Below are 25,914 nucleotides of genomic sequence, written 5' to 3' on the forward strand. Positions count from 1 at the left end.
CAAGGACCCTAAATCTTAATCTGTCTCCATTTTCCGGACCGAAACATCAGGTAGAGTGCAACGGCCTGAACCAGAATACCAATCGACATTGCATACCACACACCCACGATGCCTGTCCCGGTATATTCGGGGACAATAAGCGCAAGCGGTACCTGTATTAAAAAATATGAGAGAATAGTTGCATACATCGGTTTTCTCGTATCACCTGCGCCGTTCAGGGCAAACGAGAGGACAATCGCAACAGCAATCAACACATAAAATGGCGATACGATAAGGAAATACGAAACTGCATATGCATTCGACAGACCGCTCGGATCAAAGAATTCGGTAAAACCTGCACCAAACACCAGGAATACCAAGGTAATTGCGGCCATAAAAACACCATATAATTCAAGCGCCCTCCATGCAGATGCTTCTGACCGGTCCGGGTTTCCTGCACCGAGATTCTGTCCGACCATCACCGCTGCTGCGGTTGCGATGCCAAACCCCGGCATTAGTGCAAGCATCTCAATACGGCTGACAATCCCAAATGCTGAGAGGGCGAGGGTCCCGTATGACGCGATAATGATGTACATGATGAGATAGCTCACACTCCTCACCCCTGACTGGACCATATTCGGCACTGCCACCCTAAGGATGCGGCGCATCAGGAAGAGATCCGGTTCTGCCTGACGGGTAAACTCCATTTGCGGATTCAGACGGTGCAAGAGCAAAAAAACGCCAATCCCAAGCCCTATAGCCCGGGTAATGACAGTCGCCGCCGCGGCACCGGAAACCCCCATCGCCGGTGCAATTCCTATCCCGAATATGAGGACAGGATTGAGAATGATGTTGAGCACGTTAATGGCCAGAATGATGAGAAGCGGTGTTTTTGTGTCACCAATACTCTGGAAGAAGGTTGACACAATCCAGAATTCAACAAGTGTCACAATACCAAGAGAAAGCACCCTCAGATAAGCGGCACCCTCTGTTACCACCTCCTCCGGCGCCCCGAAAAGGGACAGCATCTCATCGGCGAAGATAACCCCAACCAGAGATATTGCCGCAGAAAAGATGACACCAAGAATGAGTGCCTGAATAAGCACACGCCCGGCATATGGAAAATTTCCTTCCCCATAATACCGGGAGACAAATGCAGTTGTCCCTCCGGAAAGCCCGATAATCAGTGTCATCAGAACAAAAATAACTGAGATTGAAAGACCCACACCACCGATCGCCGCGGGACTGAGCCGTCCGACAAAGAAGAGGTCGGCCACCTCCACCAGGGACTGGAGGATATTGCCTGCCACGATGGGTGCTGCTATGGTGAGAAGAGAGCGGGTAATCGGGCCTTTTGTCAGATCAACGGATCTCATATCCTGTGTACCGGGTGAGTTCGGACATGGATTCATCCCGGAAATCAGGAGAAATCCGGCACCTGAATGAGGCTGACATGAACGCCCTCCCCTGCAAGATGTTCAAGGTTCAGCCTGAGACTTTCCGCCATCTCTGGTGCTGAAGCACGGATCTCATCTGTGATGTCCTGAATATCGTTGATTTGGGCAGCATTCCGAACAATTTGTTCATTCAGCTTTTTGATTTTCTCTTCCATTCCCGCTTTTTTTCCGACATACAAAAGATCACCCAGGGCATCTGCCACCGCGGCACTCTCCGCATGCAGATCTTCTGTCCGTGCGATGGCTTCAGTCAGGGGAATAAGAAATGCATCCTGTTCAGAGAACAACGCCTGTTCATCCTTGTTTTTAATGAGGGTATCACTCTCACTGATCATCCGGGCAAGCCGGGGGAAGAGGGACGGATAGGCAGCAAGCCCCCGTGCCCGTTCAGCAGATGAGGGTGATTCGAGTCCGTTTCTGACCGTCTTCAGGAGTTCAAGTGTCTCTGTATCGCCGGAAAGCTCACAGATATGGACAGCCTTTCTGAATACATTTGCAGACCGGGAAAGTATCCGTTTATAGTCGGCATCTGCCTCATGCAATTTACCCCCGCAGACTGCCTGCCGTGCTATGAGTTCATCATACTCCATCGCTTCAGACCCCTCCATGAGTGCCTGAAGATCATGTTTCAGGGCAGAAAGCTCTGCAGCAAGTGCCTCGTTTTCCTCTGCCATATGGGAAGCAGTATGCTGGACTTCGCGCAGCTGATTCTGATTTGTCAGCAGGAGCGCATGCGTCTCAGCCGCCGCATCGACCCAAGCCGACTGTTCCCGTGACTGTGAAAGGACACCTGAGAGAGCATTTATTTCACGTCCGATAACATCGGTCTGAAGCCGGATCTCCTTCATCTGTGCAGGAAACACATTTGCAATATAACGGCCGGGCCCTTTGGTGTTCTTTGCGATCTGTGAGATCAGTTCAATACAGTCATCATAATATTCTCCGGGAACTTCTGAAACCGAAAGGGCAAGTGTCTTCTCCATCGCCGCTGCATAGCGGGGCACGCCCTGTTCAACCACCCGGAGCAGTTTGGGATGGAGAACAACATTCTCATCAGGTTTAGCACCTTTCAGTGCATCAACCGTCTCCTGCATCTCACGAAGTGCCGCACATACACGGGGGCGTGATTCACGGACCACATTGTCTGCCTCTTCGTGAATGGCGCGTTCTTTCTCTGCGAGCCATGCAGGAATCTCTCCAAATACAAATTCAGTCTCTTCCGGTTCTACACTGCGCCCCAGTAGTTTGTCAAGAAAACCCATCTTCCTCTCCACAATTTTTCGCTATTGATCTCTCATTCACAAATCACAGCCGACATCTATGCAGATCAGTCACTCCCGGACACATCATGCAGGCGTCGGACACCATCCGTTTCATCAATAACATCAGCCACCTCAGGCGGGACAAGTGACCGCCAGTCTTCCTCTGCCAGCATGCGCCTGCGGATCTCTGTCCCGCTGTAATTCTTCCGTTTGTACATCTCCGGCGATATGACGTCGGTACCGCTCTCGCTAAAGAGGCGGACTACGAGAGGATTTGATGAATACACCGCATTAAAGGGAGGTGATATGGCCCGTGCATGTGAGACCCAGAGTGCGTTTCGCTGGATATCCTCAATGGGTATTACATAGAACGGCAGAGAAAGAGACTTCTCCAGTGCACGGGTGATCATCAGGACACGTTCACCGGCGGTAAAGGGATTATTAGGGGTATGGCTCAGCTGGGCACTGCCGATGCCAATGACAATCTCATCCACCTCTTCTGCGATATGCATAATCACCGACTGGTGACCATAGTGATATGGCTGGAAGCGGCCAATGTAAAACCCCCTAATCTTTTCCATTCTGTGCCCCCCGTGCAATCTGTGCGGCAAACGCACCCGCCGTAAACCCGGCATCAATATTAACGACAGCAATCACCGAACAGGACTGCAGCATACTGCCAAGCGCGGCCTCCCCCTTTCCCATATACCCGTATCCGGTAGAGACCGGCACACCTATAACCGGACGGCTGACAAGCCCCGCAACCACGGCAGGCAGGGTCCCTTCCCTCCCGGCGGCGACAATATAGGCATCTGCACTCTGCATCATCCTGAGTGCAGGAAAGAGGCGGTGTATCCCTGCAGCTCCGACATCATATGCGGTAATTACCCGGCATCCCATCTCCTCTGCAATTATCCGGGCCTCCTCTGCCACTCTGATATCTGATGTGCCGGCAGTGACGATTCCGACTGTGCCCCCATGCAGGGACGGGCACGGAAGGCGGGAGGCCACCAGTGCCCGTGCTGCAGGATGGTATGTACAGGAAAACCCTTCGTCTGCTGCAGCCCTCCCGATCTCATCACTGACATCTTCCGGCACCCGGGTAGCAATACACTTCCCGGTTTTCCGGACCAGTGTGAGAATAATCTCTATCAGATGGTTACGGTCCTTCCCTTCCCCCAGCACAACTTCAGGCATTCCGCACCGTACCGTGCGACCGGTATCAATCCTTGCAATCTCTCCAAGTGCTTCTATCTGAAAGCCCTGGATCTCTTCTTCACAATCACTGAGAGAAATATCTCCTGATTTATAGGCGTTCAGAACATCCCTGAGTGTCGGATGCGGATTCATGGCTGATAATTATCATATTGGTATACGTGAAATAACTACGTATTGCATGGCATCAACATACCTTCTCTATGTAACCATCTTCGGAGTCCTCGGGGTGGCATTCCTCTGGCTGCGTGATGCACGGATTTTTTACCGGACCGGTGACCAGACGTACCGGAAGGCTGCGTATATGGGGGTGCTCTTCACTGCATTAGCGTCGATGGGGATCTATTTTGCATACCAGGAAGCCGAATTTCTTGGATTAGGCATTGTTCTCATCGCATTATACCTGCAGGGAAGAGTGAAAAGGACGAAGCTCTTTGGCCCTGATGCCACCGCAACAGACCGCTTGCTGGGAACAGTGCCGGTTAAGAAATCCGGGAGTAAAACCCCAAAAAAAGGAGAGAAATAGATATATGATACAGCGACCGCGAGGCACACGGGACTTTCTTCCCGACGAGATGGAATTCCGCAGGAATACCGAGATGAAGATGCGGGAGGCAGCACGCCGGTGGGGGTATCGTGAAGTCTGTACACCCACATTTGAGACGCAGGAGCTCTACACCATCCGTTCAGGGGAGGGGATCGTCAATGAAATGTATACCTTCGAAGACAAAGGCGGGCGGGCACTGGCACTGCGTCCCGAAGGCACCGCCGCTGTCCTGCGGATGTATGTGAATGAAGCAAAGGTGCTTGCAAAGCCTCTGCGCTGGTGTTATCTCTCTGACTGCTACCGGTATGAACGCCCCCAAAAAGGGCGTTACCGTCAGTTCTGGCAGTTTGGTGCAGAGCTCATCGGTGCTGACACAGCTGAAGGAGATGCTGAAGTTATCCTTCTCGCAGATGACATCCTGCGGGCAGCAGGTGTCACCTATGACCTTCATGTCGGCCATCTCTCCCCGATGCGGGCCATTCTCCGGGATGTACCCGAAGAGCGGAAGAGAATAATCATGGCCCTTCTGGATAAGAAGAACATGGAAGGACTGGAAGAGACCCTCGATTCATGGCACCTGGAGGACCTCGAATATTCCCTGAAAGGCCTGCTTGAGGCAAAGACGACAGATGAAGTCTTTGCTATCACCGGATCTATTCCCGAACAGGAACGCATTGAGTCAATGGTCAATGTGCTGGAGACCGAAGGCACCGCATTCCGCCAGAACTATGGCATCGTCCGCGGGCTGGATTACTACACCGGCATGGTCTTTGAAGGATTTGCAGAAAACCTCGGGGCGGAAAACCAGATCATCGGCGGCGGTGCATACCGCCTTGCTCACCTCTTTGGCGGCGACGATGTCGGCTCATGCGGATTCGGCATCGGATTTGACCGGGTAATGGTTTCTCTCGGAGAGGTGCCTGTCCCTGAGGACACCGTGGTCGCTGTTCTGTATACTGCAGAGGCACGCGAATACGCATTCTCCCTCTCACGGCAGTTCCGGGATGCCGGGTTCAGGACGGAGATGAACCTGCTGAACCGCGGCATCGGCGCACAGATGAAGCATGCGGCAAAGACTGCCCGGTACGCTGTTCTCACAGGCGAGCGGGAGATGGCCGGCGGCACACTGACCCTCAGGAATATGCAGTCAGGAAACCAGAGAGAATGCGGTGTTGCTGAGGCGATACACGGGGTGAGCCAGGGGTGGCAATAGCCGAAACGCTGGCATCACAGCAGAAGAGCATCAGTGTTGCAGAGTTCTTTGAAAAAAACAAACATCTGCTTGGATTTGATTCACCCACACGCGGGATCATCACCACCATCAAAGAGGCAGTGGACAATTCCCTTGATGCCTGTGAAGAGGCAGAAGTCCTGCCCGACATCTGGGTGTCCATCACAAAACTCACCAAGGAGACACTCCGGATAACCGTTGAGGATAACGGGCCGGGGATTGTCCCGGACAATGTGCCGTACGTCTTCGGAAAACTTCTCTATGGCTCTCGCTTTCATCAGATACGCCAGAGCAGGGGGCAGCAGGGCATCGGAATATCAGCGGCAGTCCTCTTCGCCCAGCTGACAACCGGCGTCCCGGCGCGTGTCATCTCACGAACCGGTGCAGACAAACCCGCCTATATCTTTGATCTGATGATCCGGACAGAGAAGAATGAGCCGGAGATCATCCGAAAGGAGGAGTGTGACTGGGACCGGACACACGGCACCAGGATCGAGCTTGAATTCACCGGCACGCTTGCTGCCAAACGCCGGCTCATCGATTACCTGAAGTATACAGCAGTGGTAAATCCGCATGCTCGGATTCAGGCTGATATCGATGGTGAATGGTTTTCATTTGAACGGGTCAGTGATGAGGTAATAGTCCCCCCGCAGGCCATTGCGCCGCACCCGCATGGCATTGAATTTGGTACCCTGAAGAGAATGGCCGCCCTGTCGACGGACAATGTCCATGACTTCCTCGTGAACGGATTCTCACGCGTTGGCACGAAGAGTGCAGAGCAGATGCTGGGGATAGCGGGAATTAAGGATACCCGAAAGGCAAAAGGACTCAGCGCAGAACAGCTCAAGGAGCTCCTGGCTGCCATGCAGGAGGTGGCTGTACCCCCGCCCCCTGCATCCATCTGCCTCTCTCCGATAGGCGAAGAGATGATCGTGCAGGGACTGGAAAAAGAGTTTAGTCTTGATTTTGTGAAGGCACGGACCAGAAAGTCACAGGTATTCTCCGGCCACCCGTTCATCGTGGAAGCGGCAATCGGGTATGGTGGCAAACTCGAACAGGAGGGGCAGGCCCAGCTCCTGAGGTTTGCAAACCGGGTGCCGCTGTTATACCAGCAGGGCGCCTGTGCCGTAACTACGGCAGTCACAGGGATAAACTGGCGGGCATATAACCTCTCCCAGCAGTCCCTCCCGGTTGGCCCCATCCTCCTGCTGGTCCATGTAGCCTCGACAAATGTGCCCTTCACCTCTGAATCAAAGGATGCAATAGCAGCCATCCCTGAGATAGAAAAGGAGATTACCCTCGCCCTGCAGGACCTGGGCAGGGAACTGAAGAACTTCATCAGCAAACGGGACAGGAATAAAATAGCAGAAGACCGTGCACGTGCGGTCTGCTCCATCATCCCGGAGATTGCAGAGAAGGTCGCAGAAATCGTTGAACTCCCCACACCTGATATCTCACCGATTGAGGGGCAGATCATGCGCAGGGTTGTGGCAAAGAAGAAGACAGAAGACGGGATCGTCGGGATCTCGGTTGTAAACTACACCCGGAACCCGATAGAGGTGATGGTGTACAGCCTCTCTGAAGACAACCCGGAAGAGGCAGTGCCAAAGCCGGATTTCATCGATACCATCGGGACAGAATTCAATGCGGTCTGGAGGACTACCATAGAACCGGATTCTGTGTGGAAGGCCGCCTATCCCGGAAAAGGCCAGGGCTCTATTGATATCCGTGGTGTGGATGAGAAGATGAAAGTGGTGGTGGACCTCGATGGCGAATACTGAAAAGGACAGAATTACACAGGAACGGCTGGTATCAATCGCTGCAGACTGGTACGGGCAGATGACTGAGGGACGCGTGCCCTCAATCACACTTCCTACACGGACAAAAGCGAACATTGAGTACAATGCAACGAGCGAGGTCTGGAAGTACGGGGACAAAGGAACAACACGGACGGCAAATTCCGCAAAGAGCGCTCTGCATATCCTGAAGATGGCATATGTCGTCGGGTTTCTGAAGCAGCAGCTCATCGAGTCCCGCTCATCAACGCTCAGGGAGATGTATTACATCTCAGAAGGATGGAAGCGGGCGAAGTTTGCGGCACAGGATGAGAGCAACATGCTGGTGGAGGATCTGGAGATTGTCACCGAACTCTCACGGGAGGCGTTTCACCTGCGCCCGGAGGAGGATGGTGCATCAATTTACGGACCACTGCGTCTCCGGGAACAGACCAGACGCGGAAACCGGGATATTCATTGCCAGGAGGATGTGGGAGAGGCAGGATACCCGATCCCATCAAATGTGGAGAATATCGAATTCCTTGATCATGACGCCTCCTTTGTCATCGCCATGGAGACAGGTGGTATGTACGCCCGGTTAATGGAAAACGGGTTTGATGAAGAGCATAACGCCATACTCCTGCATCTCAAGGGACAGCCCGCACGCTCCACACGGCGCATGCTCAGACGGATAAATAATGAGCTTGGCATCCCTGTTGTGGTCTTTACGGATGGTGATCCCTGGTCATACCGCATATTTGCAAGCATCGCTTATGGGTCAATCAAGGCAGCACATATGTCAGACCTGCTGGTCACACCAACCGCACAGTTCATCGGCGTCCAGCCAAGTGATATCAGTGACTATAACCTGCCGTCAGATAAGCTCACCGAAGGAGATATCGCTGCCCTGAAAGCAGAACTCACCGACCCGAGGTTTGATACCGACTACTGGAAAAAACAGATCAAACTTCAGCTCGACATGGGCCTGAAATCAGAACAGCAGGCATTTGCAAGCAGGGGACTGGACTTTGTCACCAAAGAGTATCTCCCGTCAAGACTGGGAGAAATGGGGATTATCTGAGGATGGCTCAGGAAAATTTATTTTTATAAAAATCCCCATCCATCCAAAATAATGATTGGGGCACTAAACCGACAGGATGCTTCCCGTGTGCCGTTGCATGCAAAGGGATAAAGTACCTCAGTCACGTTCTCAATTTTCTTTCAATTGCCATGCATATCAATTGCTGATGAAATGATCGTGCTTTGAATGAAGGGTAAATGCAAAAAAAAATGATGATGATTCTCAATCAGAATTCCGAACAGTGATTACTGCCATCAGTATACCCGGTGTCTGTCTTTACCGGCACCATACCGTCATTCGGAACAGAGTAGCCTATTCGGAGATATTAATTGCATCCAGAGGATTATCACCGGTGATTCACAGGCGTCATCAATGGCATACCCATCCATTTCATCGGAATCGCCTGTGTTATCACAGAGAGGAATACCTTCACTTCCCCTCAATCTCAGCAATTGCATCAATCGTTTTCTGCAGAAGGGCCTCTTTCCCTTCAATCCGTGCCACGTCACGGATAGCTTCAAGGGTATGCACACTATCTTCCAGAAAACTCAGGATATCGGCAGGGTAAATCTCCACGCCATAATCATCCACCAGCACCTCACTGATCTGCCGGTGGTCAAGCCCAAGGCTGCGGAGTTCGAGAATTTTTAAGGCAAATTTCCTCTCCGGACATCCGCACTGGGGCGATTCCCTGCACCCGCATTCAAGAAAATCCTTATAAAACTGAATGATCTGTGACCGCATGGTACGGTCCAGAGAGTCATAGTCCAGAGATGAAACCAGGATATCCATGAATGCCCCGTTGAAGGCAAAATCAGGGACACGATATCCTGCAATATTCTGAAGCTTTTTTGAAAACCGGAATCTGGCCTTTGCGGCGATCAAATACCTTCTCCAAACTGCTCTTCAAAGTTCTTGAGGCTCTTGAGTGCATTGCCCATATCATCCACCTCAATCAGCCAGTCGTCAAAGAGCAGGGGTTCATCGATATCTCCACGGAGATACTTCCCACAGCACGAACCACCCTGGATGACGAGTGCGCCTATTGTCGCAGCCGTCTTCAGAGCCTCTTCCGCCTGGTCATCCCCAAGCGTCTTTCCGTATTTGACAAGGTCTTTTATATCACCGTCAGCAGTGCCGTCAATGACTGTCTTACATGCAGCAAAGAGCACCAAAAAGCGCATCTGGACACCGGAGATGATATCAGCAATGTCACTATCCGGCAGCGGCCCCATGACAATCTCCTCAACTTCCTCAATCTTCTGTTTGGCCGTTTCCCCGTTATAATTGCCAAGGATGAAGAGCTTGATTATTTTCAGGACAGAGACATTAATATCTTCGGTAAAATTATTGAGCGACTGCAGGCCTTCCGGCATATCCTCTGAATCCTCGTCATAGTCAAAACTCATCTCCTCAAGCGTCTTAATCCAGTTATCCCATCGCTCCTGTGTATAAAAATAATACAGGACTGACTGTGGCTCCACTTTCTCCTTTTTACTCTTCGCCATAGTAAGTACTCAATTGTATATCTGCGCTATTAGTGTTTTCGCGTTGCCCTTTCTCATCTCCCCCTCCGGGAGGGTGACAATCTACTTTACCCGTCGGTACCAATGTATCCTCCGGTTATTGCCGGCCTGCAGAAAGCAGGGAGATGAAGAATGGAAGGAAGTATGGAGATACACGAGGCTGTAATGGTGCGTTTTGGTGAGCTTTTTTTAAAGAGCGAACCAGTTATGAAATACTATATCAATACCCTGACACGAAACCTGACAGCAGCAATTGAAGCAGAAGGCATGGAATGTTCTGTTGAACAGCACAGGGGGAGAATCATCATCAGGGGCGATGAACCTGACCGGATTGCGCAGGCCGCATCACGGGTATTTGGCATTGTCGGGGTCAGCAGGTGCATCCTGACACCACCGGACCGGGAAATAATCGAGGAGACCGCCGCCCGGCTTGCAGCAGAGAAGCTCACCCCCGGCATGTCATTTGCGGTCCGCGCAAAACGCTCCGGTATGGAAGGATTTTCCAGCCAGGAGCTGGGAGCCTCAACGGGCGCACGGATCTTTGAACGCTGCCCCGGCATCCGTGTCGATCTGACATCACCTGACTACGAGGTGTTTGCTGAAGCACGGACATTCGGGGGAATCGTATATGACAGCCAGATACCCGGACCAGGGGGACTGCCTCTCGGCACCCAGGGAAAGTTTCTCTCCCTCCTCTCTGCAGGACTGGACTCTCCGGTTGCCACCTGGATGATGATGCGCCGCGGATGCGTCCCTGTCTTCTTCCACTGTGACGGCGGCCGGTATGCCGGAGCAGATGTCCGCCATACCACAGAAAAGAACCTTGCAGCCCTCTCTGCCTGGTGCCCGGGACGGACAGTCCGGATGACCGTTGTCCCCCTTGAGCCATTCTACGATGCACTTGTTGCGTCCGGCATACTCAGAACCCGCTGTATCCTCTGCAAACGATTTATGCTTCGTGCGGCCGCAGCATTTGCCCTCCGGGAAGAAGTGGCCGCCATCATGACGGGTGACAACATCGGCCAGGTAGCAACCCAGACACTGGTAAACCTCGGCGTGATACAGGATGTGGTGCCACAATCGATACCACTTCTGCGTCCGCTTCTGACCTATGATAAAGAAGAGATCGTCCTTCGTGCCCGGATGATCGGAACATTCCGGGACAATGCAGGAGATCTCGGGTGCGCCGTCGTACCTAAGCATCCCTCCACTGCGGCAAAGCCTGATGAGATACGTGAGGATGAATCCTGCATTGCACTCGATGAAATCCTTAAAGAAGCCCTTGCGCATGCCACAGTAGTGCAGGCATACAATGGAAAAATCATCGAGGATTCGTCGATTTAAAGACACCCTATTTGCTGATATTATTTGCTGATTTCCGGATTTTCAATCCCAATCAACAAAAAGAACCATCTCTTTTTCGCCGGACACCCTCAGGACAAAACGGGAATTTTAACGGAAACCAAAAGAAGGAGAAATGAAGAGTTCATAGATTTGGGAGGTGGATTCTCCTTCTGAATCCCCCATTTAGTCACAACAGGAAATTATGAGACCGTGAGCCCGTTTTCACGGGCAATCTCCTGAAATACACGGCACAGATGAGATATCTGTGCATCGTTCAGCCCATAGGTATTAAACTTCCAGACACGGGTGGACCCGGGGATAACGCCAATGACCCCCTTCTTCTTGAGCTCCTGTGAGAGGAAGTATCCCTTTTTCTTGTGGGTTTCAGCCACCCGGTCAAAGGAATCCACCGTATTGATTCTCGTGAGCGTATGTTCACGCGGCATGTCACTCTCTGCAGAGGTGCCCTCAATGGAGCAGAGTGCATCAACAACACGGTTGCTGTTCTCCACTTCATGATCCCAGTGAAGGACACGCTCTTTTACCGCAGGAAATGAGGCCATGAGCCCGACTACGGTTACGCCCATCAGCGTGCATCCCATCATCTCCACTTCCTTGATGCCAAACGTCCGCCCGGTGATGTCACCTTTCGCCTGTGTCGTCCGGAAGACAATGTCAGCATACTCGCTGGTTGTCGCAACCAGTCCTGACGGGGCGGGTGCAGCCATACTCTTATGGCCCGATCCAATGACAAAGTCCACACCCAGTGCCTTTCCATCCACGGGCATGATACCAACACTGTATGCACCGTTTAAAAGCACCGGGATGTCGTACTGGTGCGCCACCTTTGCGATTTCCGCGATCTCATGGATATTGCCGTACTGGTAATCCACATGCTCGACAAAGAGAATGGATGGCGCCTTTCCGGCCATACGGGTAACTTCCTCAATCCGTGCTGCAGCGTTATCGGCAGTGATGTGATTGTATTCATCCTTTGGGATCTCATGAATATCAGCACCCGCCTGTTCCAGTGAGACAAATTCCGTATAATGCGAAAGGGCCGTCAGGAGGACCGGGTCACCTTTCTCAACCATTGAACTTGCCACAGCCTGAAATCCGCGCCGGGCACCGGGAACAAGCCGGACCGCATCCATGTTCAGCCATTCTGCACAGTCACGGTGAAACTCTGCTATCGGAGGTTTATTGATGTAGTCCAGGCGGAACGGTTTTCTGCAGTTGTCGCAGACCGAATATCCGTCTGAATATGCCATTGCCGCCTTCTGAGCATCAATGGTCAGACGGCCGCCTGCCTGGATGGGGTCGATATTAATATAGAGTTCTTCCACATCACGGGTATCAATATCAGCGGTGCATTTCATCAGATCAGTTCCTCCTCAAGAATTGTCACCTGTTTTTTCAGTTTTTCAATCGCCTTTCCGGCACGAACCTTCTGCTCATCATCGAGTTCGTGGACAGGTGCTGTCTCCCGCAGAATAAATCGGATATCTGTGAGAAGATACAGCGCCTGAAACAGGGCATCTACCGCACGTCTTGACATCAGCTAACCTGCCTATTCCTCTTTTTTTAATGCATAATAAACCAGACAGAAAAGAAAGCCCACTTTACATGCCTGAAATCATAGACACTCCCTTACCGGAGAAAGAAAATGCATACCCTTAAGAAATATTTGCAGGTAATTATCCCGACAGGAGATAAGTGTAGATGCGCACGGTTCAGATCCCTTCAATGCTCAGAGATCTCGTCTCATCAGCGATACTGTCAGTTGAAGGCATTACCTTTACCAGTCTTGATGCCTGTTCATACTGCGGCGGACCGGTGAAGGGGCATGACATGCGCCGCAAACGGTTTGCAACTATCCGAACCAAAAATGGAAAAAAGACGGTCCATGTATTTGTAAAACGCTATCATTGCGAGCAATGCGGAAGACTCTGTTATGCAGAATCGCCGTTTTATCCTGATACACGATTGGGAATACCCATCGTTGATCTCTGCAATGCCCTCATTGAAAAACACCCCTATCATCATGCCGCCCGTATCCTTGCAGCTCTTGAAATTGTGGTTGACAGGGGGACACTCAGAAATTATGCACAGCGCTCATTTCCGCCACCCGATGTAATTGAGATGTATGGCGTGCCGATTCCGATCTCCATCCTTAACATGAACGAACAGTCATTCAGGGGGAAGGAGAGCGGATCCGTCCCAGGGGCAGAAGTCTTCGGCCCCGGTGGTCTCCCACCCGCAGCACGGGCATTTCTTTTTTCGATGGGAGGGAGTGGCAAACGGAATCAGCGGAATAAATAAGAGAAAGAAGAAAAACGGATATCCAGCGATATAACACCCCAGGGTAACCGCAAGCGAGCCTGCAAGCAGAAGAATGCTCAGGCTTCTGCGTCTCGTTTTGCCACCTCCCGCACAGCAAATGCGGGAAATGCATCCGTCATAATCCCAAAGATATCCGACAGATTTCTGCCGCCAAATGTCTCTGCAAGAAGTGCTGACCCGATGCCGGCACAGATCAGATCCGGCATTGTCCCACTGCCTGAGACGCGCATGATCTCCGCTTCAATAACTGACCGCTGTTCATCCCAGAATGCAGCAGCCACTGCACGCGCATTCTCCTCCCCGATCTCTGAAAGATCGGAACAGACCATCCGTGAAAGCCGCTGCAAAGACTCGGTAATCATGACACCCGCACCATCCGGTGTGGGCACTGCATAATTGACCTTGCTGATATGCCCCATCACGAGATGTACATCAGCGCTGATGGCAAAGAGTTCGTTTGCGACCAGTGTGCGTGTGGCACCTCCGTCCAGACAGACCTCCCGCAACAGCGATGCGACAGGTGCCCGCAGCAGGCCGGTATAGACCAGCATACCCTGCTGCAGTCTGTCGAGATCACGCAGGGATAACAGGCGGTCAAACGGCGAGAGGGGAATGATGTCTGTTGTGGTGCTTCCCATATCGACAAAGACCGATTCAGGGAATCGGGTCCGCAGATAATCTGCTGATGCCAGCCAGTTGGCTGCCGCAAGAGACATGCAGGGTTCGGTATGAAACGCCCCGTCAGTCCCGTAGAACCGGGCATCCGGGATGGCAGCACGGACCGCATTGACGATAAAGGCAATACCTGCCTCCTTGGAGGAAAAGCCATCCGCAAGCTCCCCGCTCATCACCACCGCAGCCTTTCGCCCCGCATAGGGCTTCAGCAGTTTTGTAATCGGCGATTCCTGCCAGAGGGGGCAGTAATGAATGATGACGTCATCCCCGTCCACGATCTTCAGGTTTGCTCCACCAACATCAATGCCGATCACAGCACCGTCACCGTCCCGTTCTTGTCATACCGTGCCTTTCCCGTGAGACGGACAGATTCGGGTACATCCCCTTTCGATGCAGCCACAAGTATGTCAGCGATCTCCTCTTCCATCACCGCAGCGATACCGGTCAGACTTGAAGTGGGCCGGGGATTGACATCAACGACGTAGACCTGATCACCAACGATTACATCAACACCTGCATAGCCCTGACAGCCAAGGACCGTGGCCGCTTTAATTGCCGTTGCAATGATCTCATCCCTGCGGGGATGATCCACGCCAACCTCACCGCCCTCAAAAACCACCAGCCCGTCATCAAAACGGATATACTGGCGGTTCAGGGAAAGTACCAGCGGTGGACGCCCGCTGTAGAATGAGCATGCATCCCCCACATACCGGCCTATGACAAGGCTTACACTCATGTGCTCGCCTTCGATGAACTCCTGACCAAATTCACCGGGTCCGGGCTCTTCATCGGCAATACGCATATTCAGAGCACCGGCCCCCTTCTTTTCCTTTATCACACGGATACCTTCTGTGACATCCTTTGGCACAGCAATACCCTGTGCAGTAAGAATAGCTCCTGCATGCGGCTTATTTGAGCAAAGAGCGCAGTTGAGGCTGCCGCAGCCGATGGTATGGCAGTTTTCTTCAATAATCTTTGAATATTTTCCGAGCAGATGGTCCGGCGCAATAACGAGCCCCACATCGGCAAGCGGGGAGAGGCGCCTGAGCTCTGCTTCAAAATCCCCGGATTCCGGGGTTATCACGTCATATCCCGACCGGAGAAAACTCTCTTTTAAGACAGAGAGCATTGCATTTCCTTCCGGTGCAAGTGCAGGATTATGAAATACCGTATACTCTGCGAGAAGTGCCAGCATTGTATACAGTATGCGTCCCCGGAAAAGAAGAGAGTGCCGATCGATCTCTTTTTGTAGCCACAATACCTCATTTTCATCCAGACAAATGAGACCAAAAATACTCCTCACAAACGATGATGGTGTCACATCAGAAGGCCTGTGGGCAGCCTATGATGCACTCACCCCTTTTGCAGATGTAACCGTTGTGGCCCCCTCAACCCAGCAGAGTGCAGTCGGGCGCTCCATATCAATCTTTGAACCAATCAGGGTCACAAAAATACCGATGCACACCACTGAGGCCTACTCAGTCGGCGGAAAACCGACAGATGCAGTGATCATTGGTATCTATTCACTCAACCTGAAGCCTGATCTGGTAGTAAGCGGCATCAATATCGGGGAAAACCTCTCCTATGAATCCATCATGACATCAGGAACCGTCGGGGCAGCACTGGAGGCATCCAACCAGGGTGTCCCGTCCATTGCCTTCTCTCTGGAAGTAGAGGATCAGGGTAAGAAATTCGACGACCCGCGGTATTCCGAACAGAATTTTGGAGCCGCAAAAACGGCAATCACAGACATCTGCACACGGCTCCTGAAAGACGGGTTCCCCCAGAGCACGGATGTCATAAACGTTAATATCCCGGCGAGGGTCAAAGGCGGATACGAGATCACCCATCTTGCAGAGAAACTCTTCTTTACCGGTGTCGAAGAACGCGCCGACCCGCGGGGACGCCCGTATTACTGGATCAACGGACCCCTCTGTTCGGATGCGGAGGAGGGCACTGACGTCCACGCGGTCCATGAGGGACGCATTTCAATCACTCCCATCACCTTGGACTGCACCGCGTATTCAGGAAAAACCGGCCTTGAAAAACTGTTTTATGATGAATTGTCCTGAGATTTTTCAGGTCCACATTCATCTGTTTCACCGGCATCCGGGAAGAGGGTGCCTGACCATACAAGCCAGCCTGCCGCGGCGATCACCGGGACACCGACAGGGACAGCAAACCCTCCGCTCGATGAAAAGGTGGGCCCATATTGGGCAATGAGAGCTACGAGATAAAGTAATCCGGCACCCATGATACAGATTCCACCCCTGCGGGGAGAATAGAGCCCATGCATCCGGGGCCCGACGGCTACAGATACAAGCCCGGCAATCCCTGAAAAAATTCCTGCAGCCCAAAATACGGGCATCAGCGCACTTCTGCCGGATATAGTCCCTTCCAGTACATACTGAAGGTCACGAACGATCGTGATAACATTCGTACCCATATATGTATTCTGGTACCGGAAGAGAGGAAACTGCACCCCGGCACCCAGCATCGACCCGATGACATAGACAGATACAGGCACACAAAGGATCAGGCCAGTAAGACCCGCAAGGACCCACCCACGCATTTCAGGTGATTCAGGACTCATACAACACGCCTATCTTGTCCTGCCAAGACATACCAGAGCCTCTGCCATCACATCACGGGTCTTTTCGTATTCTTCACACGCCAGTGCACATTCAATGGCGGGTGCATATGCCGCAAGATTCATCAGCCCCAGGGCACGGGCGGCCGATGCACGAACAAACTCATTCTCATCGTTCAGGAGGCATGCCACCGCATCAGCAGATTGTATGTATGCCGAGAGACCCAAGCCTTTTGCGGCCATATATCTCACATGGTCCCTTTCGTCCTGCAGGACGGGTACAAGAAGGGCACATGCGGCATCGCCCCCGATAATGCCAAGGGATTCTGCAGCACGGTAGCGGACCGTCCATTCATCATCGCTGAGGAGCACAGAAAGTGAGGGGACAGACACACACCCCATGCAACAGAATAGTTCCATCCCCCGATTTCGGATGCGTTTTTCATGTGAACGCAGCAGAGCAGAAATCTCCGGGAGCACTGCTTCGGGAGATAAATCCTTCAAAGTGGATTCAGCCGATATCCTGAGAGTATCATCTTCAGAGAGCAGATCTGCTATGAGAGTGCCGACAGGCATTTCCGGAATCATGTATACAGATACCATTTGATCAATTACGGACAAAAGACCTTGGTTCCTGTAGGGACAAACATCATCCCTATATATTTATTTCCCCAATATTATCCAGAGGTCACCCGAATACTATATACTGGAGTGTCGCAAATGAACGGGCAAAAATTAACGCAGATTGGTGCAATATTTGCAGTGATTGCAGTCCTCATCTTTTTGGGTCTTGCGATCGAGGGCAAAGCAGGGATTGCACTGTTTAATAATTCTACCAATGAAGAAATTTCATCAGATCCAGGTGAACCGATTTCTTACATCATCTCAAATCTGACACGGCCTGCAGAAGTTGAGATTACCGCAGAGGATATTCAGCGGATCCCCAAGGTGGAAGGGACAGTCCTGTCCAATGGGAACGGAAATTCTTCAGAGTATGAGGAAGCTGTCTTAAATTCATTCCTCGAGGCAGCAGAACATTTTTCCGGAGCAGGAGCAGGGATGGAAACCTATAAGATTGAAACGTTTGACCTGCTGACAGACCCTGATTTTGCAGAACCCTCATTCCTTGGCCGGGAGAAAGGAGTAAAGGCATCGATAGTCTATAACAGTTCACCGGGTGTGCTGGAAAACACCTACTGGGGACATCTGACTGATGCCTCCGTCATTGCATATGAAATATACGGCAGCACAACAGGCAAGGATACCGGATATGTTACTATCTCCTATATGACTGACGGCAAACAGTCACCGCGGTTTCAGGTATCCCTCACTGCTAAGGAAGCAGAAGCATTCAGCAGAGACTGGACAGAAGATACATATCTGCCCCTGTCTGCCTGGTCCGCAGTGACCATAGACAAATCCGCAGATATTGCCCCTTATGAAAACATCGACACGGCCCTTCCGGCGTCCAGGGGAATCAATAGCCTCTCCTCAGATGCAGCAGCATCTGGTGGCGTGACCGACGAATACAAACTCTACATATCCAAAGATGACCTAAAAGACCTTCTCGGGCGATACAGTACTGAGATGCAGAATCAGATCCAGTTAATTTCCACGTATTCAGCTGATTCAGATTTCCGCGGGATGGCAGATGCCTCAAAAGATATGATAAACCGTGCAGCAGAGATTGAAGATGAGATAACACAGATTCCGATCCCCCCCCAGTACACGGACGTGGCAGACAATTTCCTGGAAGGCATGAGAAATTATCAATATGCAGGGACCTATTTCTGGTATGGTGCGACATTTACCGAGACTGAACCCGTCAAAACAGGTAATAACTATGTCCAGCAGGGTTTTGCAAACAATAACGATGCACTTGCTGCACTGGATATGGAAACCATCGAAACGGATGTTTTTGATCTGCCCAACGGGCGTATCTTCCCCGATGCGAAATATATGTATGAAAATTACGAATACCAGGACAGCAGTAAGAGAAACGATATCTCAGCCAAGCTCAGTTCATTCAGCTGTACCAATATGTACACCCTGATACAGGACGGGAATAAAGAGAGAAATGTTGCAGGATATGGATACAAGTATATATTCCCTGTTGTGGAGTTCCACCACCTCGGATACCGCGGAAGTGGATCCTCACGCATAACCACACCAGCAACGAAGGATTTCGCCATCATCTACAATGGAGAGGAGTACTCAGACCTCACGCCCTCGCCATATGTCGGGCGGACGCTGGATGAAACAACCTATATCGACCCGATTGGTTACCCTTACTACTCGGTGAAACTGGACCGAAAGGGAGAATTTGAGGGTGTGCTGATCTTCCTGGTCCCACAGGACTTTGATCCCGCAAAGGCATACCTGAAGCTTGACCTTGGCAGTGAAGTAGCAGTATGGCACATGGTGCCGTATTAACCACCCAATCAGTGACACCTTTTTTTTCTACCTTAAACCTGCACTCCTGAAGGAAGCATAGCAGCAGCGGTCAGTCACAGGAGTTTCAGCTCCCCTGCCATACACCCTAAGCATGAAGAAAGAGCTGGATTCAAAGGGGCCAATGACAAATGATCACCTGAAAAGGACCAGGTTGAATCCTTTTCAAATTGTTTTGCCCTCTCCTGATACGGTCTTTGACGGGAGGCGTTACCTAAAATGATAACAGAGAGGCAGAGAGATATCCTTTCAGATAAAAAAGACCGCGGGCACCCGGGGTTCTCGAATCCCCGTATCATCACGTAATCCTGCATCGGGCATCGTTCCCGTATCCAAACAGGAAATAACGGAATCATCAGAGCAAAACAATGTGGACAGACCAACCCGACAGGGAGAAAAACAGACACTGATTTACAGAACGTACCAAAAAACGGTTACGCCCAGGACGGAATTCGAATCCGTGTCGCAGCCGTGACAGGGCTGCATGATAGGCCCCTACACTACCTGGGCATTTCGCACACACAAAGGACAAGTCCCGCCTCCCGGAGTCGAACCGGGGACATCGCGGTAGCCGCGCAGTTACCGTCAACCGGCAAACTAAACTACAGCCGCGCACTCTACCAGTCTGAGTTAAGGCGGGCATTGCGCCGTGGTGCTCTACAATATAGGACTCTGTTTGACTTAAAGTTTGTGATTTGCTTCTGAAACGAGGTCTACGCACCAGCACCAACCATTATATCCGCGCCGGACATATGGTTAGATCATGTCTCAGAAACAATACGAGACCAGGACAGTCGCAGGAGATGCGGCAGGTCGCCTTCTTCGGCGATCAGAAACGCAATCAGAATAGAGTAACCGTTTTTGACACCACCCTCAGGGATGGTGAACAGACACCAGGCGTGTCATTTACCCGTGATGAAAAGATTAGCATCGCCCATCAGCTTTCAGACATCGGCGTCCACGTCATCGAGGCAGGATTTCCTGCATCGTCTGCTGATGAGAAAGGGTTTGTAAAAGATATCGTATCAGAGGGACTGGAGAGCATCATCTGCGGTCTCGCACGGGCAACGCAATCAGACATAGAGGCATGTGCCGACTGCGGAGTGGACATGATCCATGTCTTTATTCCGACCTCAGAAGTGCAGCGAGTGCACACCATCAAAAAAACCCACGAAGAGGTCATTTCCATCACAGAGTCAATGATCCGGTTTGCCCGCAGTCATGCAGACCAGGTGATGTTCTCGGCGATGGATGCGACACGTACCGGGATAACCGAACTCACTGAAGCATACCGGACGGCAGTGAACGCAGGGGCAACGATCATCAACGTCCCCGACACCGTAGGAGTAGCTTCCCCGTCATCTATGAGAGCACTCGTATCCTCACTGCATGAGACCATCGCCTGCCCGATAGATGTGCACTGCCACAATGACTTCGGCATGGCAGTCGCCAATACCGTTTCAGCCGTTGAGGCGGGAGCATCCCAGGTGCAGGTGACGGTCAACGGGATCGGCGAACGTGCGGGCAATGCTGATATCGCACAGACAGTAATGGCACTGGAGTCGATATACGGCATCAGAACAGGGATCAGCACGGAAAGACTGGTTGAGACCTCACGGATGGTTTCACGCTTCTCAGGCATCTCTGTAGGCCCCACACAGCCCGTCGTGGGAGACAATGCCTTTGCCCATGAAAGCGGCATCCATTCACAGGGAGTCCTCTCGGAAGCAAGCACCTTCGAACCCGGCATTATGACGCCGGAGATGGTCGGACACCGCAGAAGGCTGAGACTGGGCAAACATGTCGGCCGCCATGCTGTCGCACAGATGCTCTCTGATGCACATATCATTGCAAAAGAAAGTGAACTGGATGAGATTGTCGTACGGGTCAAGGACATCTCAAACCGCGGCAGAAAAGTAACGGAAAACGATCTCTTTGAGATTGCAGAGACAATAATCGGCGAGGCAGGTATCGAAAAGACCGTCATCCTCCATGACATCACCATTATCAACGGAAATCATGTGATGGCAACCGCCACCGTCAGGGCAAGTGTGGAAGGGAAGGAAACCACCTGCTGCAGAATTGGAAACGGACCGGTAGACGCTGCCATGAAAGCAGTCGTCGGAATTGTCCCGGAACAACTAACATTAAAGGAGTTTTCAGTATCCGCCATCTCCGGAGGGAGTGACGCCATCGGCCATGTATCAATTGCTGTCGAGGACAGCAAAGGCAGGGTGTATGATGCAGGTGCTTCATCGGACGATATAGTCCTTGCATCAGCAGAAGCGATGATAAATGCCCTTAATCTCGTGTACAGACTGAAAAAAGAGGAATGATCAGTTTGCTGAAGGTGCTCCGGCACCTTCGAGCGCACCCTTTATCTGAGCCTGGAGCTGCTCAAACTTTGTAGTAAGAGCTTTTTCCTGCTTCTCAAGTGATTTTATTCTGAGTTCAAATGTCTCAGTCTTCTCTGCCAGATCAGCCAGGACCTTCTCGCGATCCTGCTTCATCATCACAGTCCCGATGGTCACATATACATCGGAGTCATCAGAGATGCCGCCAAGCTCAGCTTCTGCCTTGCGAGTCTCTTTTGCCATCATCTCAAACTGTGCTTTCTGCTGAATAACGGTCCCGAGCTGCTGCTGGACCTGCTGGATCATTGCGATCTGATTCTGAATTTTAGGTGAAACTGCATTCATTTCAATACTTCCTGCATCTCTTCTGCAATCATAATTATCCGAAGATATGAATTCACTGCCGCCCTGAGTGAGGAGAGATCCCCCCCTTCCACAGACAGAAGGAGCCTCCCATCTGCTTCCCGAAAGAGCGAGGCGCATGAACGCCCCATATCCCCCATCTCAGGAAGTGCAGCTGCATACACCACATCAGGACGCGCTGTCCTGATGCGAAACACTGCCCTGTGTTCCCTGTGGTTTCTCTGCGATTCTGAGGACATATCCCTTCCCCTGTGTTCCGTGGAACAGGATTTCATTCACACCGGCATCGACAAGGGTGATATCCAGGCATTCTGCCAGTTCATTATACACCCTCTCATTGCCGGTACGAAGTCCCCTTTCAAGAGGTACATCCCGGCGGGAAACGGAAAATCCTGAGAGAAAGATTGCCGATACGAGATCATCGGAGGAATACGTCTCAATCAGAGTCTTTCTCCCCCTTCGTGAGATTACCAAAACGGTATCTCCCCAGGATAATACTTCATCAACCCCTGCTTTTCCACGGGGGGAATATTTTCCCCCCAGTGCAAATGCAAGATCCTTTCCCAGAGTCCTCAGTTCCGGAGCCGGTTTCCGTGACGTTGTAACAAGCTTCATCGGGCCTTGAGGGATTTTATCCCTGCCCCACGCTCTTTAAAGAGAATTCGGTGGCCACAATAGGGACAACGGACATTGACGTCCACCTCGACCTTCTGCTTGCACCGGGCACACTTGTATCCAGACACGACGGAGTCACTACTCCTTGATCAATGAACGTTCAATGGTACGAAGTGCAACCTTCAGGTTTGGTGTCTGCGGCACATATGCACCACCGGCAAACTTGAAGCCACACTTGCGGCACTCCCAGATGCCGGTACCCTTGCGGGCAACAGCCTGCGTGTCACAGCGCGGACAGACATGCTTCGCGCGTGAAATGGTCTCGACTTCGTTTACACGCTTTCTGATAAATCTTCCATAGCGTGGACCGAATCTGCCTGCACTACCTGTAATACGTCCTTTTGCTCTCTGGTTTCTCTTTTTAGCCATGTAATATTGCCCCTGATATGTCTGTATATATTTACTCTCAACCTTTATTAATCCTGATCAAGAATCTTCACATCACCATCACCTTTTGTAAGACGATTGATGAGGGAGTAGAATTCCTCCTGGATACCCGCAGGGATGCGCACAACACAGATCCATGATCCGTCATTCTGCCATTGTTCCCGCTCAACGGTTGTTGCTGTGTGAATTTCCCCATACGCCTTTGGCGCAAAATCAGCAGGAATTTTTACAGCAAATTTCATTTCAGCGAATTTAATCGGAATTAAAGGACGCAATGCCTTTACGACATCCTTTACCTGTTCATCAACATGTTTGAACGGGTCCACATTGACCTTCGCCTCTTCCATTGCCATCTCAATGCGCTTGCGCGGATGGGGAAGTTTTGTCTGTGGGTTGATGGCATTCCGGGAGATGAATGTCACAATCTGATTCCGCTTATCCTCGGTCATCCGCTTCCGCTGTTCAGCGGTGAGGTGTATCTCCCCTTTCCGGATAATACGCTCGGCAATGGTCTCAAAATCAACCGTATCGAACACCTTTTTCAGCATCTCATCGGGTGATTTTTCAGCTTTTGAGGAGTTTTCAAAGACAAAGAGTGCTGCCACAGCATCCTCTATCGGAGTATCCCCCCCATGCCGGATATCAGCGGCCATCTCAGGATCAACGAGGATCTCAAACCGTTCTCCATGGCTCTCAAGCCGTGCAACAACTGCCTGTTCAAGCGGAATCATATCTTAGGTTCACCGCCTACTCTTCTGTAGCCTGCACCGGCTCAAACGTGGTGGTATATTCACTGACTTCGGATTTGGTCATCTTTCTGAACATGCCGGTTTCGAGAGGTATGATGCCAATCTCCACATTGTCCACGTCAAATTTGCCTTCCGTTGCAGCATACAAAGCCTCAAGGCCAAGCTGAATGGATTCAGCACATCCCATCTCATCGCTGTACTTCTCATCAAACACCTTCATCACAGCCGGACGGCCGGTGCCGATTCCCGTTGCCTTGTATTCCAGCAGGGTGCCGGACGGATCAGTCTCAAAGAGGCGGGGGATACCATCACTCACACCTGCAATCAGAAGAGCAGTGCCGTACGGACGGGCGCCGCCAAACTGTGTATATGTCTGCATATGATCGCAGAGTTTCTTTGAGAGCGTCTCGATATCGATTGACTCATTATATGAGACACGATTAATCTGGCATTCCACCCGCGCCCGGTCCACAAGTGCCCGTGCATCCCCGACAAGACCCGAGGAAGCGACAGCAACGTGACCGTCAATCTTGAATATCTTCTCAATGGATGTCTGTTCAAGGAGACGGGAGCTGACCCGCTTATCCACAATGAGAACAACTCCGTCTTTGCATTTGATGCCGACGGCGGTTGTCCCCCTCTTTACTGCTTCACGGGCATACTCTACCTGGTACAGTCTGCCGTCAGGGCTGAACACAGTAATTGCCCTGTCATATCCCATTTGTGCCTGCATTGGCTGCATCAGAAATCCTCCAAATCATCTGTATTTAAGTACAGTGCTGTTGTTTGTTTAATACCCTGTTGAACTAAATCAACCTTTTGACCTGAAATCCTGAGAATTCGGTAGGTATTTTCGCCGATTTTACAACTTCCTTCATCAGAAGGCAACGAACCGGGCCGGATCTTTTTCTTTAGTCCATGGATGGTACCGGAGGTGGCAAACGGGTGCAGTGCCACCCGGGCACCCCCTGCCTCAGTCACAGTTGCAAGAACGGTCTCCACATCCCGTTCCGTCCCCCGGATACAGCGGACGATGACCACACCGCCGTCACAGGAGATTACACTGGTGCGCATTGACGCGGCTGTGCTGTCCCCAAACAGGGAGGCCTCACACCCCAGAATGGCATAATGCATATCCCGTGCTGAGGCCGGACACCACTGCGGCACCATCTCAGCAGCAATATAGCGCCAGTCCGGCCGCTGTGTCGGTGGGAGGGGTTTCATTCCAGAACCTCCACAGACCGGGGAGGTGACATCAGTGCTGCAGGGGTGGCGAGAGCCTCACGAATCTGGCTTTCATCAAGCCCCGCAACCGCTCCCAGAAGGGTAAACGCACGGACAGACCGCAGCCCGGTGAGGGAACGCGCACCAGATGAGAGCGTCAGCATAAACCCGTATTTCCGGGACAGACGACTGATTTCCCGGTACCGTTCAAGTGCCCGCTGTCTTCGCGGGCCGGATTCTGAGATGATACGTGAGAGATCAATATCCACAGCAATACCCCGGTCAGCAGCCATCCGGGCACTTACATGATCAAACGCCCGCTTGTCCGTATGCTGGATGCCGCGGAGGATATGGAAAGAGATGTTCCCCAGAATCGCCCGGTTGAAAGCGGCATCACCGGCATGCACCATCACAACATCAGTCTTTGGCGCATTCCGGAGTGCATCCCTGCAGGACTTGACGGAATTCGCTGCAATCTCGGCTCCCGAGAGGAAGCGGACAGTTCCAACCGTACAGCCCGCAGGAATGCCAACAGCAATTGCTCCGGTAAAACCCCGCAGCTCAAGCTCATCGGCAACTCTCCGGAGAGAGACATCCCCGGCCGGGTATGGATAGATACATGCATCAGCAGTCTTCATCAAAAACGCCCCTGCGGCAGAAGTGAATAATTCATGTCAGCCGGAAAC

The 25,914-nt window shown here is 51.7% G+C and carries 30 protein-coding genes and 2 tRNA genes; 9 read left to right on the forward strand and 23 right to left on the reverse strand.

The window, feature by feature from the left end; genetic code table 11:
- Nucleotides 1–8: 8 nt before the first annotated feature.
- The 4 genes from L1S32_RS05215 to larB all read right to left on the reverse strand — a co-directional run bounded on the left by L1S32_RS05215 (nucleotide 9) and on the right by larB (nucleotide 4,048).
- Entirely contained in the window at nucleotides 9–1,355 is a 1,347-nt protein-coding gene (locus tag L1S32_RS05215) for an MATE family efflux transporter (protein ID WP_278156731.1), read from the reverse strand.
- A gap of 44 nt (nucleotides 1,356–1,399) precedes the next feature.
- Nucleotides 1,400–2,698 carry a hypothetical protein gene (locus tag L1S32_RS05220; protein WP_278156733.1) on the reverse strand — a complete coding sequence of 433 codons (1,299 nt, stop codon included), beginning with the start codon at nucleotides 2,696–2,698 and terminating at the stop codon, nucleotides 1,400–1,402.
- Between the two features lie 65 nt (nucleotides 2,699–2,763).
- Nucleotides 2,764–3,279 carry a nicotinamide-nucleotide adenylyltransferase gene (locus L1S32_RS05225; protein ID WP_278156735.1) on the reverse strand — a complete coding sequence of 172 codons (516 nt, stop codon included), beginning with the start codon at nucleotides 3,277–3,279 and terminating at the stop codon, nucleotides 2,764–2,766.
- Nucleotides 3,266–4,048, reverse strand: coding sequence for a nickel pincer cofactor biosynthesis protein LarB (gene larB / locus L1S32_RS05230; RefSeq protein ID WP_278156738.1), 783 nt, complete (start codon nucleotides 4,046–4,048; stop codon nucleotides 3,266–3,268). The genes L1S32_RS05225 and larB overlap by 14 nt, the downstream gene beginning before the upstream one ends.
- Nucleotides 4,049–4,094: 46 nt before the next feature.
- Here larB and L1S32_RS05235 point away from each other — a divergent pair, with 46 nt between their 5' ends.
- From L1S32_RS05235 to L1S32_RS05250, 4 genes are read left to right on the forward strand one after another with little or no spacing between them, the layout of a single operon-like run.
- Nucleotides 4,095–4,439, forward strand: coding sequence for an ABC transporter permease (locus tag L1S32_RS05235; protein ID WP_278156740.1), 345 nt, complete (start codon nucleotides 4,095–4,097; stop codon nucleotides 4,437–4,439).
- A gap of 4 nt (nucleotides 4,440–4,443) precedes the next feature.
- The gene (gene hisS, locus L1S32_RS05240; protein WP_278156742.1) at nucleotides 4,444–5,673 is read left to right on the forward strand and encodes a histidine--tRNA ligase; all 1,230 of its coding nucleotides are present in this window, start codon (nucleotides 4,444–4,446) and stop codon (nucleotides 5,671–5,673) included.
- Nucleotides 5,664–7,472, forward strand: a complete 1,809-nt coding sequence (locus tag L1S32_RS05245; RefSeq protein ID WP_278156744.1) for a DNA topoisomerase VI subunit B — start codon at nucleotides 5,664–5,666, stop codon at nucleotides 7,470–7,472. Before hisS ends, L1S32_RS05245 begins: the two co-directional genes overlap by 10 nt.
- A complete protein-coding gene (locus tag L1S32_RS05250; protein WP_278156746.1) occupies nucleotides 7,459–8,547 on the forward strand; it encodes a DNA topoisomerase IV subunit A in 1,089 nt (362 codons plus the stop codon). Before L1S32_RS05245 ends, L1S32_RS05250 begins: the two co-directional genes overlap by 14 nt.
- A 429-nt stretch (nucleotides 8,548–8,976) precedes the next feature.
- On the opposite strand, the gene L1S32_RS05255 is transcribed toward L1S32_RS05250, so the two are convergent.
- Together L1S32_RS05255 and L1S32_RS05260 are read right to left on the reverse strand one after the other, a co-directional pair.
- Complete coding sequence (locus tag L1S32_RS05255; protein ID WP_278156748.1) at nucleotides 8,977–9,432, reverse strand: DUF5814 domain-containing protein; 456 nt, start codon at nucleotides 9,430–9,432, stop codon at nucleotides 8,977–8,979.
- Nucleotides 9,429–10,055, reverse strand: coding sequence for a DUF2150 family protein (locus L1S32_RS05260; protein WP_278156750.1), 627 nt, complete (start codon nucleotides 10,053–10,055; stop codon nucleotides 9,429–9,431). Before L1S32_RS05260 ends, L1S32_RS05255 begins: the two co-directional genes overlap by 4 nt.
- A gap of 150 nt (nucleotides 10,056–10,205) precedes the next feature.
- Here L1S32_RS05260 and L1S32_RS05265 point away from each other — a divergent pair, with 150 nt between their 5' ends.
- Nucleotides 10,206–11,417, forward strand: coding sequence for a THUMP domain-containing protein (locus L1S32_RS05265; RefSeq protein WP_278156752.1), 1,212 nt, complete (start codon nucleotides 10,206–10,208; stop codon nucleotides 11,415–11,417).
- Between the two features lie 200 nt (nucleotides 11,418–11,617).
- On the opposite strand, the gene pscS is transcribed toward L1S32_RS05265, so the two are convergent.
- Together pscS and L1S32_RS05275 are read right to left on the reverse strand one after the other, a co-directional pair.
- The gene (gene pscS, locus L1S32_RS05270) at nucleotides 11,618–12,796 is read right to left on the reverse strand and encodes an O-phospho-L-seryl-tRNA:Cys-tRNA synthase (protein WP_278156754.1); all 1,179 of its coding nucleotides are present in this window, start codon (nucleotides 12,794–12,796) and stop codon (nucleotides 11,618–11,620) included.
- Nucleotides 12,796–12,975: a hypothetical protein gene (locus tag L1S32_RS05275; RefSeq protein ID WP_278156756.1), complete on the reverse strand. Its 180-nt coding sequence runs from the start codon at nucleotides 12,973–12,975 to the stop codon at nucleotides 12,796–12,798. Before L1S32_RS05275 ends, pscS begins: the two co-directional genes overlap by 1 nt.
- 164 nt (nucleotides 12,976–13,139) lie before the next feature.
- Here L1S32_RS05275 and L1S32_RS05280 point away from each other — a divergent pair, with 164 nt between their 5' ends.
- Entirely contained in the window at nucleotides 13,140–13,739 is a 600-nt protein-coding gene (locus L1S32_RS05280; protein ID WP_278156758.1) for a hypothetical protein, read from the forward strand.
- 77 nt (nucleotides 13,740–13,816) lie between these two features.
- Here L1S32_RS05280 and L1S32_RS05285 read toward each other — a convergent pair whose 3' ends face one another.
- Both L1S32_RS05285 and L1S32_RS05290 read right to left on the reverse strand, forming a co-directional pair.
- Complete coding sequence (locus L1S32_RS05285; protein WP_278156760.1) at nucleotides 13,817–14,749, reverse strand: hydantoinase/oxoprolinase family protein; 933 nt, start codon at nucleotides 14,747–14,749, stop codon at nucleotides 13,817–13,819.
- Complete coding sequence (locus L1S32_RS05290) at nucleotides 14,746–15,630, reverse strand: ATP-grasp domain-containing protein (protein WP_278156761.1); 885 nt, start codon at nucleotides 15,628–15,630, stop codon at nucleotides 14,746–14,748. The genes L1S32_RS05285 and L1S32_RS05290 overlap by 4 nt, the downstream gene beginning before the upstream one ends.
- A gap of 85 nt (nucleotides 15,631–15,715) precedes the next feature.
- Here L1S32_RS05290 and surE point away from each other — a divergent pair, with 85 nt between their 5' ends.
- Nucleotides 15,716–16,507 (forward strand): 5'/3'-nucleotidase SurE, encoded by a 792-nt coding sequence (surE, locus tag L1S32_RS05295; protein WP_278156762.1) that lies wholly within the window; start codon nucleotides 15,716–15,718, stop codon nucleotides 16,505–16,507.
- On the opposite strand, the gene L1S32_RS05300 is transcribed toward surE, so the two are convergent.
- Entirely contained in the window at nucleotides 16,489–17,028 is a 540-nt protein-coding gene (locus L1S32_RS05300) for a hypothetical protein (protein ID WP_278156764.1), read from the reverse strand. The genes surE and L1S32_RS05300 overlap by 19 nt on opposite strands.
- A 9-nt stretch (nucleotides 17,029–17,037) precedes the next feature.
- The gene (locus L1S32_RS05305) at nucleotides 17,038–17,613 is read right to left on the reverse strand and encodes a HEAT repeat domain-containing protein (protein ID WP_278156766.1); all 576 of its coding nucleotides are present in this window, start codon (nucleotides 17,611–17,613) and stop codon (nucleotides 17,038–17,040) included.
- A 132-nt stretch (nucleotides 17,614–17,745) separates the two neighbouring features.
- Between L1S32_RS05305 and L1S32_RS05310 the strand changes: the two genes are divergently transcribed.
- Nucleotides 17,746–19,458, forward strand: coding sequence for a hypothetical protein (locus L1S32_RS05310; protein ID WP_278156768.1), 1,713 nt, complete (start codon nucleotides 17,746–17,748; stop codon nucleotides 19,456–19,458).
- Nucleotides 19,459–19,913: 455 nt separating this feature from the next.
- Here L1S32_RS05310 and L1S32_RS05315 read toward each other — a convergent pair.
- Nucleotides 19,914–19,986 (reverse strand) — tRNA-Asp (locus L1S32_RS05315).
- 23 nt (nucleotides 19,987–20,009) lie between these two features.
- Nucleotides 20,010–20,116, reverse strand: a tRNA-Tyr gene (locus L1S32_RS05320).
- Between the two features lie 163 nt (nucleotides 20,117–20,279).
- Here L1S32_RS05320 and L1S32_RS05325 point away from each other — a divergent pair.
- Entirely contained in the window at nucleotides 20,280–21,812 is a 1,533-nt protein-coding gene (locus tag L1S32_RS05325; protein WP_278157053.1) for a 2-isopropylmalate synthase, read from the forward strand.
- On the opposite strand, the gene L1S32_RS05330 is transcribed toward L1S32_RS05325, so the two are convergent.
- Genes L1S32_RS05330 through L1S32_RS05370 form a run of 9 tightly spaced genes read right to left on the reverse strand, consistent with a single transcriptional unit; the run spans nucleotide 21,813 to nucleotide 25,866 of the window.
- Nucleotides 21,813–22,175 carry a prefoldin subunit beta gene (locus L1S32_RS05330; RefSeq protein ID WP_278156770.1) on the reverse strand — a complete coding sequence of 121 codons (363 nt, stop codon included), beginning with the start codon at nucleotides 22,173–22,175 and terminating at the stop codon, nucleotides 21,813–21,815.
- The gene (locus L1S32_RS05335) at nucleotides 22,172–22,390 is read right to left on the reverse strand and encodes a KEOPS complex subunit Pcc1 (RefSeq protein WP_278156772.1); all 219 of its coding nucleotides are present in this window, start codon (nucleotides 22,388–22,390) and stop codon (nucleotides 22,172–22,174) included. Before L1S32_RS05335 ends, L1S32_RS05330 begins: the two co-directional genes overlap by 4 nt.
- Nucleotides 22,362–22,808, reverse strand: a complete 447-nt coding sequence (locus L1S32_RS05340; RefSeq protein WP_278156774.1) for a hypothetical protein — start codon at nucleotides 22,806–22,808, stop codon at nucleotides 22,362–22,364. Before L1S32_RS05340 ends, L1S32_RS05335 begins: the two co-directional genes overlap by 29 nt.
- Nucleotides 22,805–22,936 (reverse strand): DNA-directed RNA polymerase subunit P, encoded by a 132-nt coding sequence (locus L1S32_RS05345; protein WP_165074561.1) that lies wholly within the window; start codon nucleotides 22,934–22,936, stop codon nucleotides 22,805–22,807. The genes L1S32_RS05340 and L1S32_RS05345 overlap by 4 nt, the downstream gene beginning before the upstream one ends.
- 10 nt (nucleotides 22,937–22,946) lie before the next feature.
- Nucleotides 22,947–23,237: a 50S ribosomal protein L37ae gene (locus L1S32_RS05350; RefSeq protein ID WP_278156778.1), complete on the reverse strand. Its 291-nt coding sequence runs from the start codon at nucleotides 23,235–23,237 to the stop codon at nucleotides 22,947–22,949.
- A 47-nt stretch (nucleotides 23,238–23,284) separates the two neighbouring features.
- The gene (locus L1S32_RS05355) at nucleotides 23,285–23,986 is read right to left on the reverse strand and encodes a ribosome assembly factor SBDS (protein WP_278156780.1); all 702 of its coding nucleotides are present in this window, start codon (nucleotides 23,984–23,986) and stop codon (nucleotides 23,285–23,287) included.
- Between the two features lie 16 nt (nucleotides 23,987–24,002).
- On the reverse strand, nucleotides 24,003–24,746 hold the full coding sequence (gene psmA / locus L1S32_RS05360) for an archaeal proteasome endopeptidase complex subunit alpha (RefSeq protein WP_278156782.1): 744 nt from the start codon (nucleotides 24,744–24,746) through the stop codon (nucleotides 24,003–24,005).
- On the reverse strand, nucleotides 24,746–25,228 hold the full coding sequence (locus tag L1S32_RS05365; RefSeq protein WP_278156784.1) for an Rpp14/Pop5 family protein: 483 nt from the start codon (nucleotides 25,226–25,228) through the stop codon (nucleotides 24,746–24,748). Before L1S32_RS05365 ends, psmA begins: the two co-directional genes overlap by 1 nt.
- Nucleotides 25,225–25,866, reverse strand: a complete 642-nt coding sequence (locus L1S32_RS05370) for an RNase P subunit p30 family protein (RefSeq protein WP_278156786.1) — start codon at nucleotides 25,864–25,866, stop codon at nucleotides 25,225–25,227. The genes L1S32_RS05365 and L1S32_RS05370 overlap by 4 nt, the downstream gene beginning before the upstream one ends.
- Nucleotides 25,867–25,914 lie beyond the last annotated feature (48 nt).

The sequence above is a fragment of the Methanogenium sp. S4BF genome, assembly GCF_029633965.1.
Lineage (GTDB): Archaea > Halobacteriota > Methanomicrobia > Methanomicrobiales > Methanomicrobiaceae > Methanogenium.

What these genes read in the sequence shown, in the direction of transcription:
- L1S32_RS05215 (WP_278156731.1), bottom strand. Translation starts at nt 1,355, where the DNA reads ATGAGATCCGTTGATCTGACAAAAGGCCCGATTACCCGCTCTCTTCTC.
- L1S32_RS05220 (WP_278156733.1), bottom strand. Translation starts at nt 2,698, where the DNA reads ATGGGTTTTCTTGACAAACTACTGGGGCGCAGTGTAGAACCGGAAGAG.
- L1S32_RS05225 (WP_278156735.1), bottom strand. Translation starts at nt 3,279, where the DNA reads ATGGAAAAGATTAGGGGGTTTTACATTGGCCGCTTCCAGCCATATCAC.
- larB (WP_278156738.1), bottom strand. Translation starts at nt 4,048, where the DNA reads ATGAATCCGCATCCGACACTCAGGGATGTTCTGAACGCCTATAAATCA.
- L1S32_RS05235 (WP_278156740.1), top strand. Translation starts at nt 4,095, where the DNA reads ATGGCATCAACATACCTTCTCTATGTAACCATCTTCGGAGTCCTCGGG.
- hisS (WP_278156742.1), top strand. Translation starts at nt 4,444, where the DNA reads ATGATACAGCGACCGCGAGGCACACGGGACTTTCTTCCCGACGAGATG.
- L1S32_RS05250 (WP_278156746.1), top strand. Translation starts at nt 7,459, where the DNA reads ATGGCGAATACTGAAAAGGACAGAATTACACAGGAACGGCTGGTATCA.
- L1S32_RS05260 (WP_278156750.1), bottom strand. Translation starts at nt 10,055, where the DNA reads ATGGCGAAGAGTAAAAAGGAGAAAGTGGAGCCACAGTCAGTCCTGTAT.
- L1S32_RS05265 (WP_278156752.1), top strand. Translation starts at nt 10,206, where the DNA reads ATGGAAGGAAGTATGGAGATACACGAGGCTGTAATGGTGCGTTTTGGT.
- pscS (WP_278156754.1), bottom strand. Translation starts at nt 12,796, where the DNA reads ATGAAATGCACCGCTGATATTGATACCCGTGATGTGGAAGAACTCTAT.
- L1S32_RS05275 (WP_278156756.1), bottom strand. Translation starts at nt 12,975, where the DNA reads ATGTCAAGACGTGCGGTAGATGCCCTGTTTCAGGCGCTGTATCTTCTC.
- L1S32_RS05280 (WP_278156758.1), top strand. Translation starts at nt 13,140, where the DNA reads ATGCGCACGGTTCAGATCCCTTCAATGCTCAGAGATCTCGTCTCATCA.
- L1S32_RS05290 (WP_278156761.1), bottom strand. Translation starts at nt 15,630, where the DNA reads ATGCTGGCACTTCTCGCAGAGTATACGGTATTTCATAATCCTGCACTT.
- surE (WP_278156762.1), top strand. Translation starts at nt 15,716, where the DNA reads ATGAGACCAAAAATACTCCTCACAAACGATGATGGTGTCACATCAGAA.
- L1S32_RS05300 (WP_278156764.1), bottom strand. Translation starts at nt 17,028, where the DNA reads ATGAGTCCTGAATCACCTGAAATGCGTGGGTGGGTCCTTGCGGGTCTT.
- L1S32_RS05305 (WP_278156766.1), bottom strand. Translation starts at nt 17,613, where the DNA reads ATGATTCCGGAAATGCCTGTCGGCACTCTCATAGCAGATCTGCTCTCT.
- L1S32_RS05310 (WP_278156768.1), top strand. Translation starts at nt 17,746, where the DNA reads ATGAACGGGCAAAAATTAACGCAGATTGGTGCAATATTTGCAGTGATT.
- L1S32_RS05325 (WP_278157053.1), top strand. Translation starts at nt 20,280, where the DNA reads ATGCGGCAGGTCGCCTTCTTCGGCGATCAGAAACGCAATCAGAATAGA.
- L1S32_RS05330 (WP_278156770.1), bottom strand. Translation starts at nt 22,175, where the DNA reads ATGAATGCAGTTTCACCTAAAATTCAGAATCAGATCGCAATGATCCAG.
- L1S32_RS05340 (WP_278156774.1), bottom strand. Translation starts at nt 22,808, where the DNA reads ATGAAGCTTGTTACAACGTCACGGAAACCGGCTCCGGAACTGAGGACT.
- L1S32_RS05350 (WP_278156778.1), bottom strand. Translation starts at nt 23,237, where the DNA reads ATGGCTAAAAAGAGAAACCAGAGAGCAAAAGGACGTATTACAGGTAGT.
- L1S32_RS05355 (WP_278156780.1), bottom strand. Translation starts at nt 23,986, where the DNA reads ATGATTCCGCTTGAACAGGCAGTTGTTGCACGGCTTGAGAGCCATGGA.
- psmA (WP_278156782.1), bottom strand. Translation starts at nt 24,746, where the DNA reads ATGCAGCCAATGCAGGCACAAATGGGATATGACAGGGCAATTACTGTG.
- L1S32_RS05365 (WP_278156784.1), bottom strand. Translation starts at nt 25,228, where the DNA reads ATGAAACCCCTCCCACCGACACAGCGGCCGGACTGGCGCTATATTGCT.
- L1S32_RS05370 (WP_278156786.1), bottom strand. Translation starts at nt 25,866, where the DNA reads ATGAAGACTGCTGATGCATGTATCTATCCATACCCGGCCGGGGATGTC.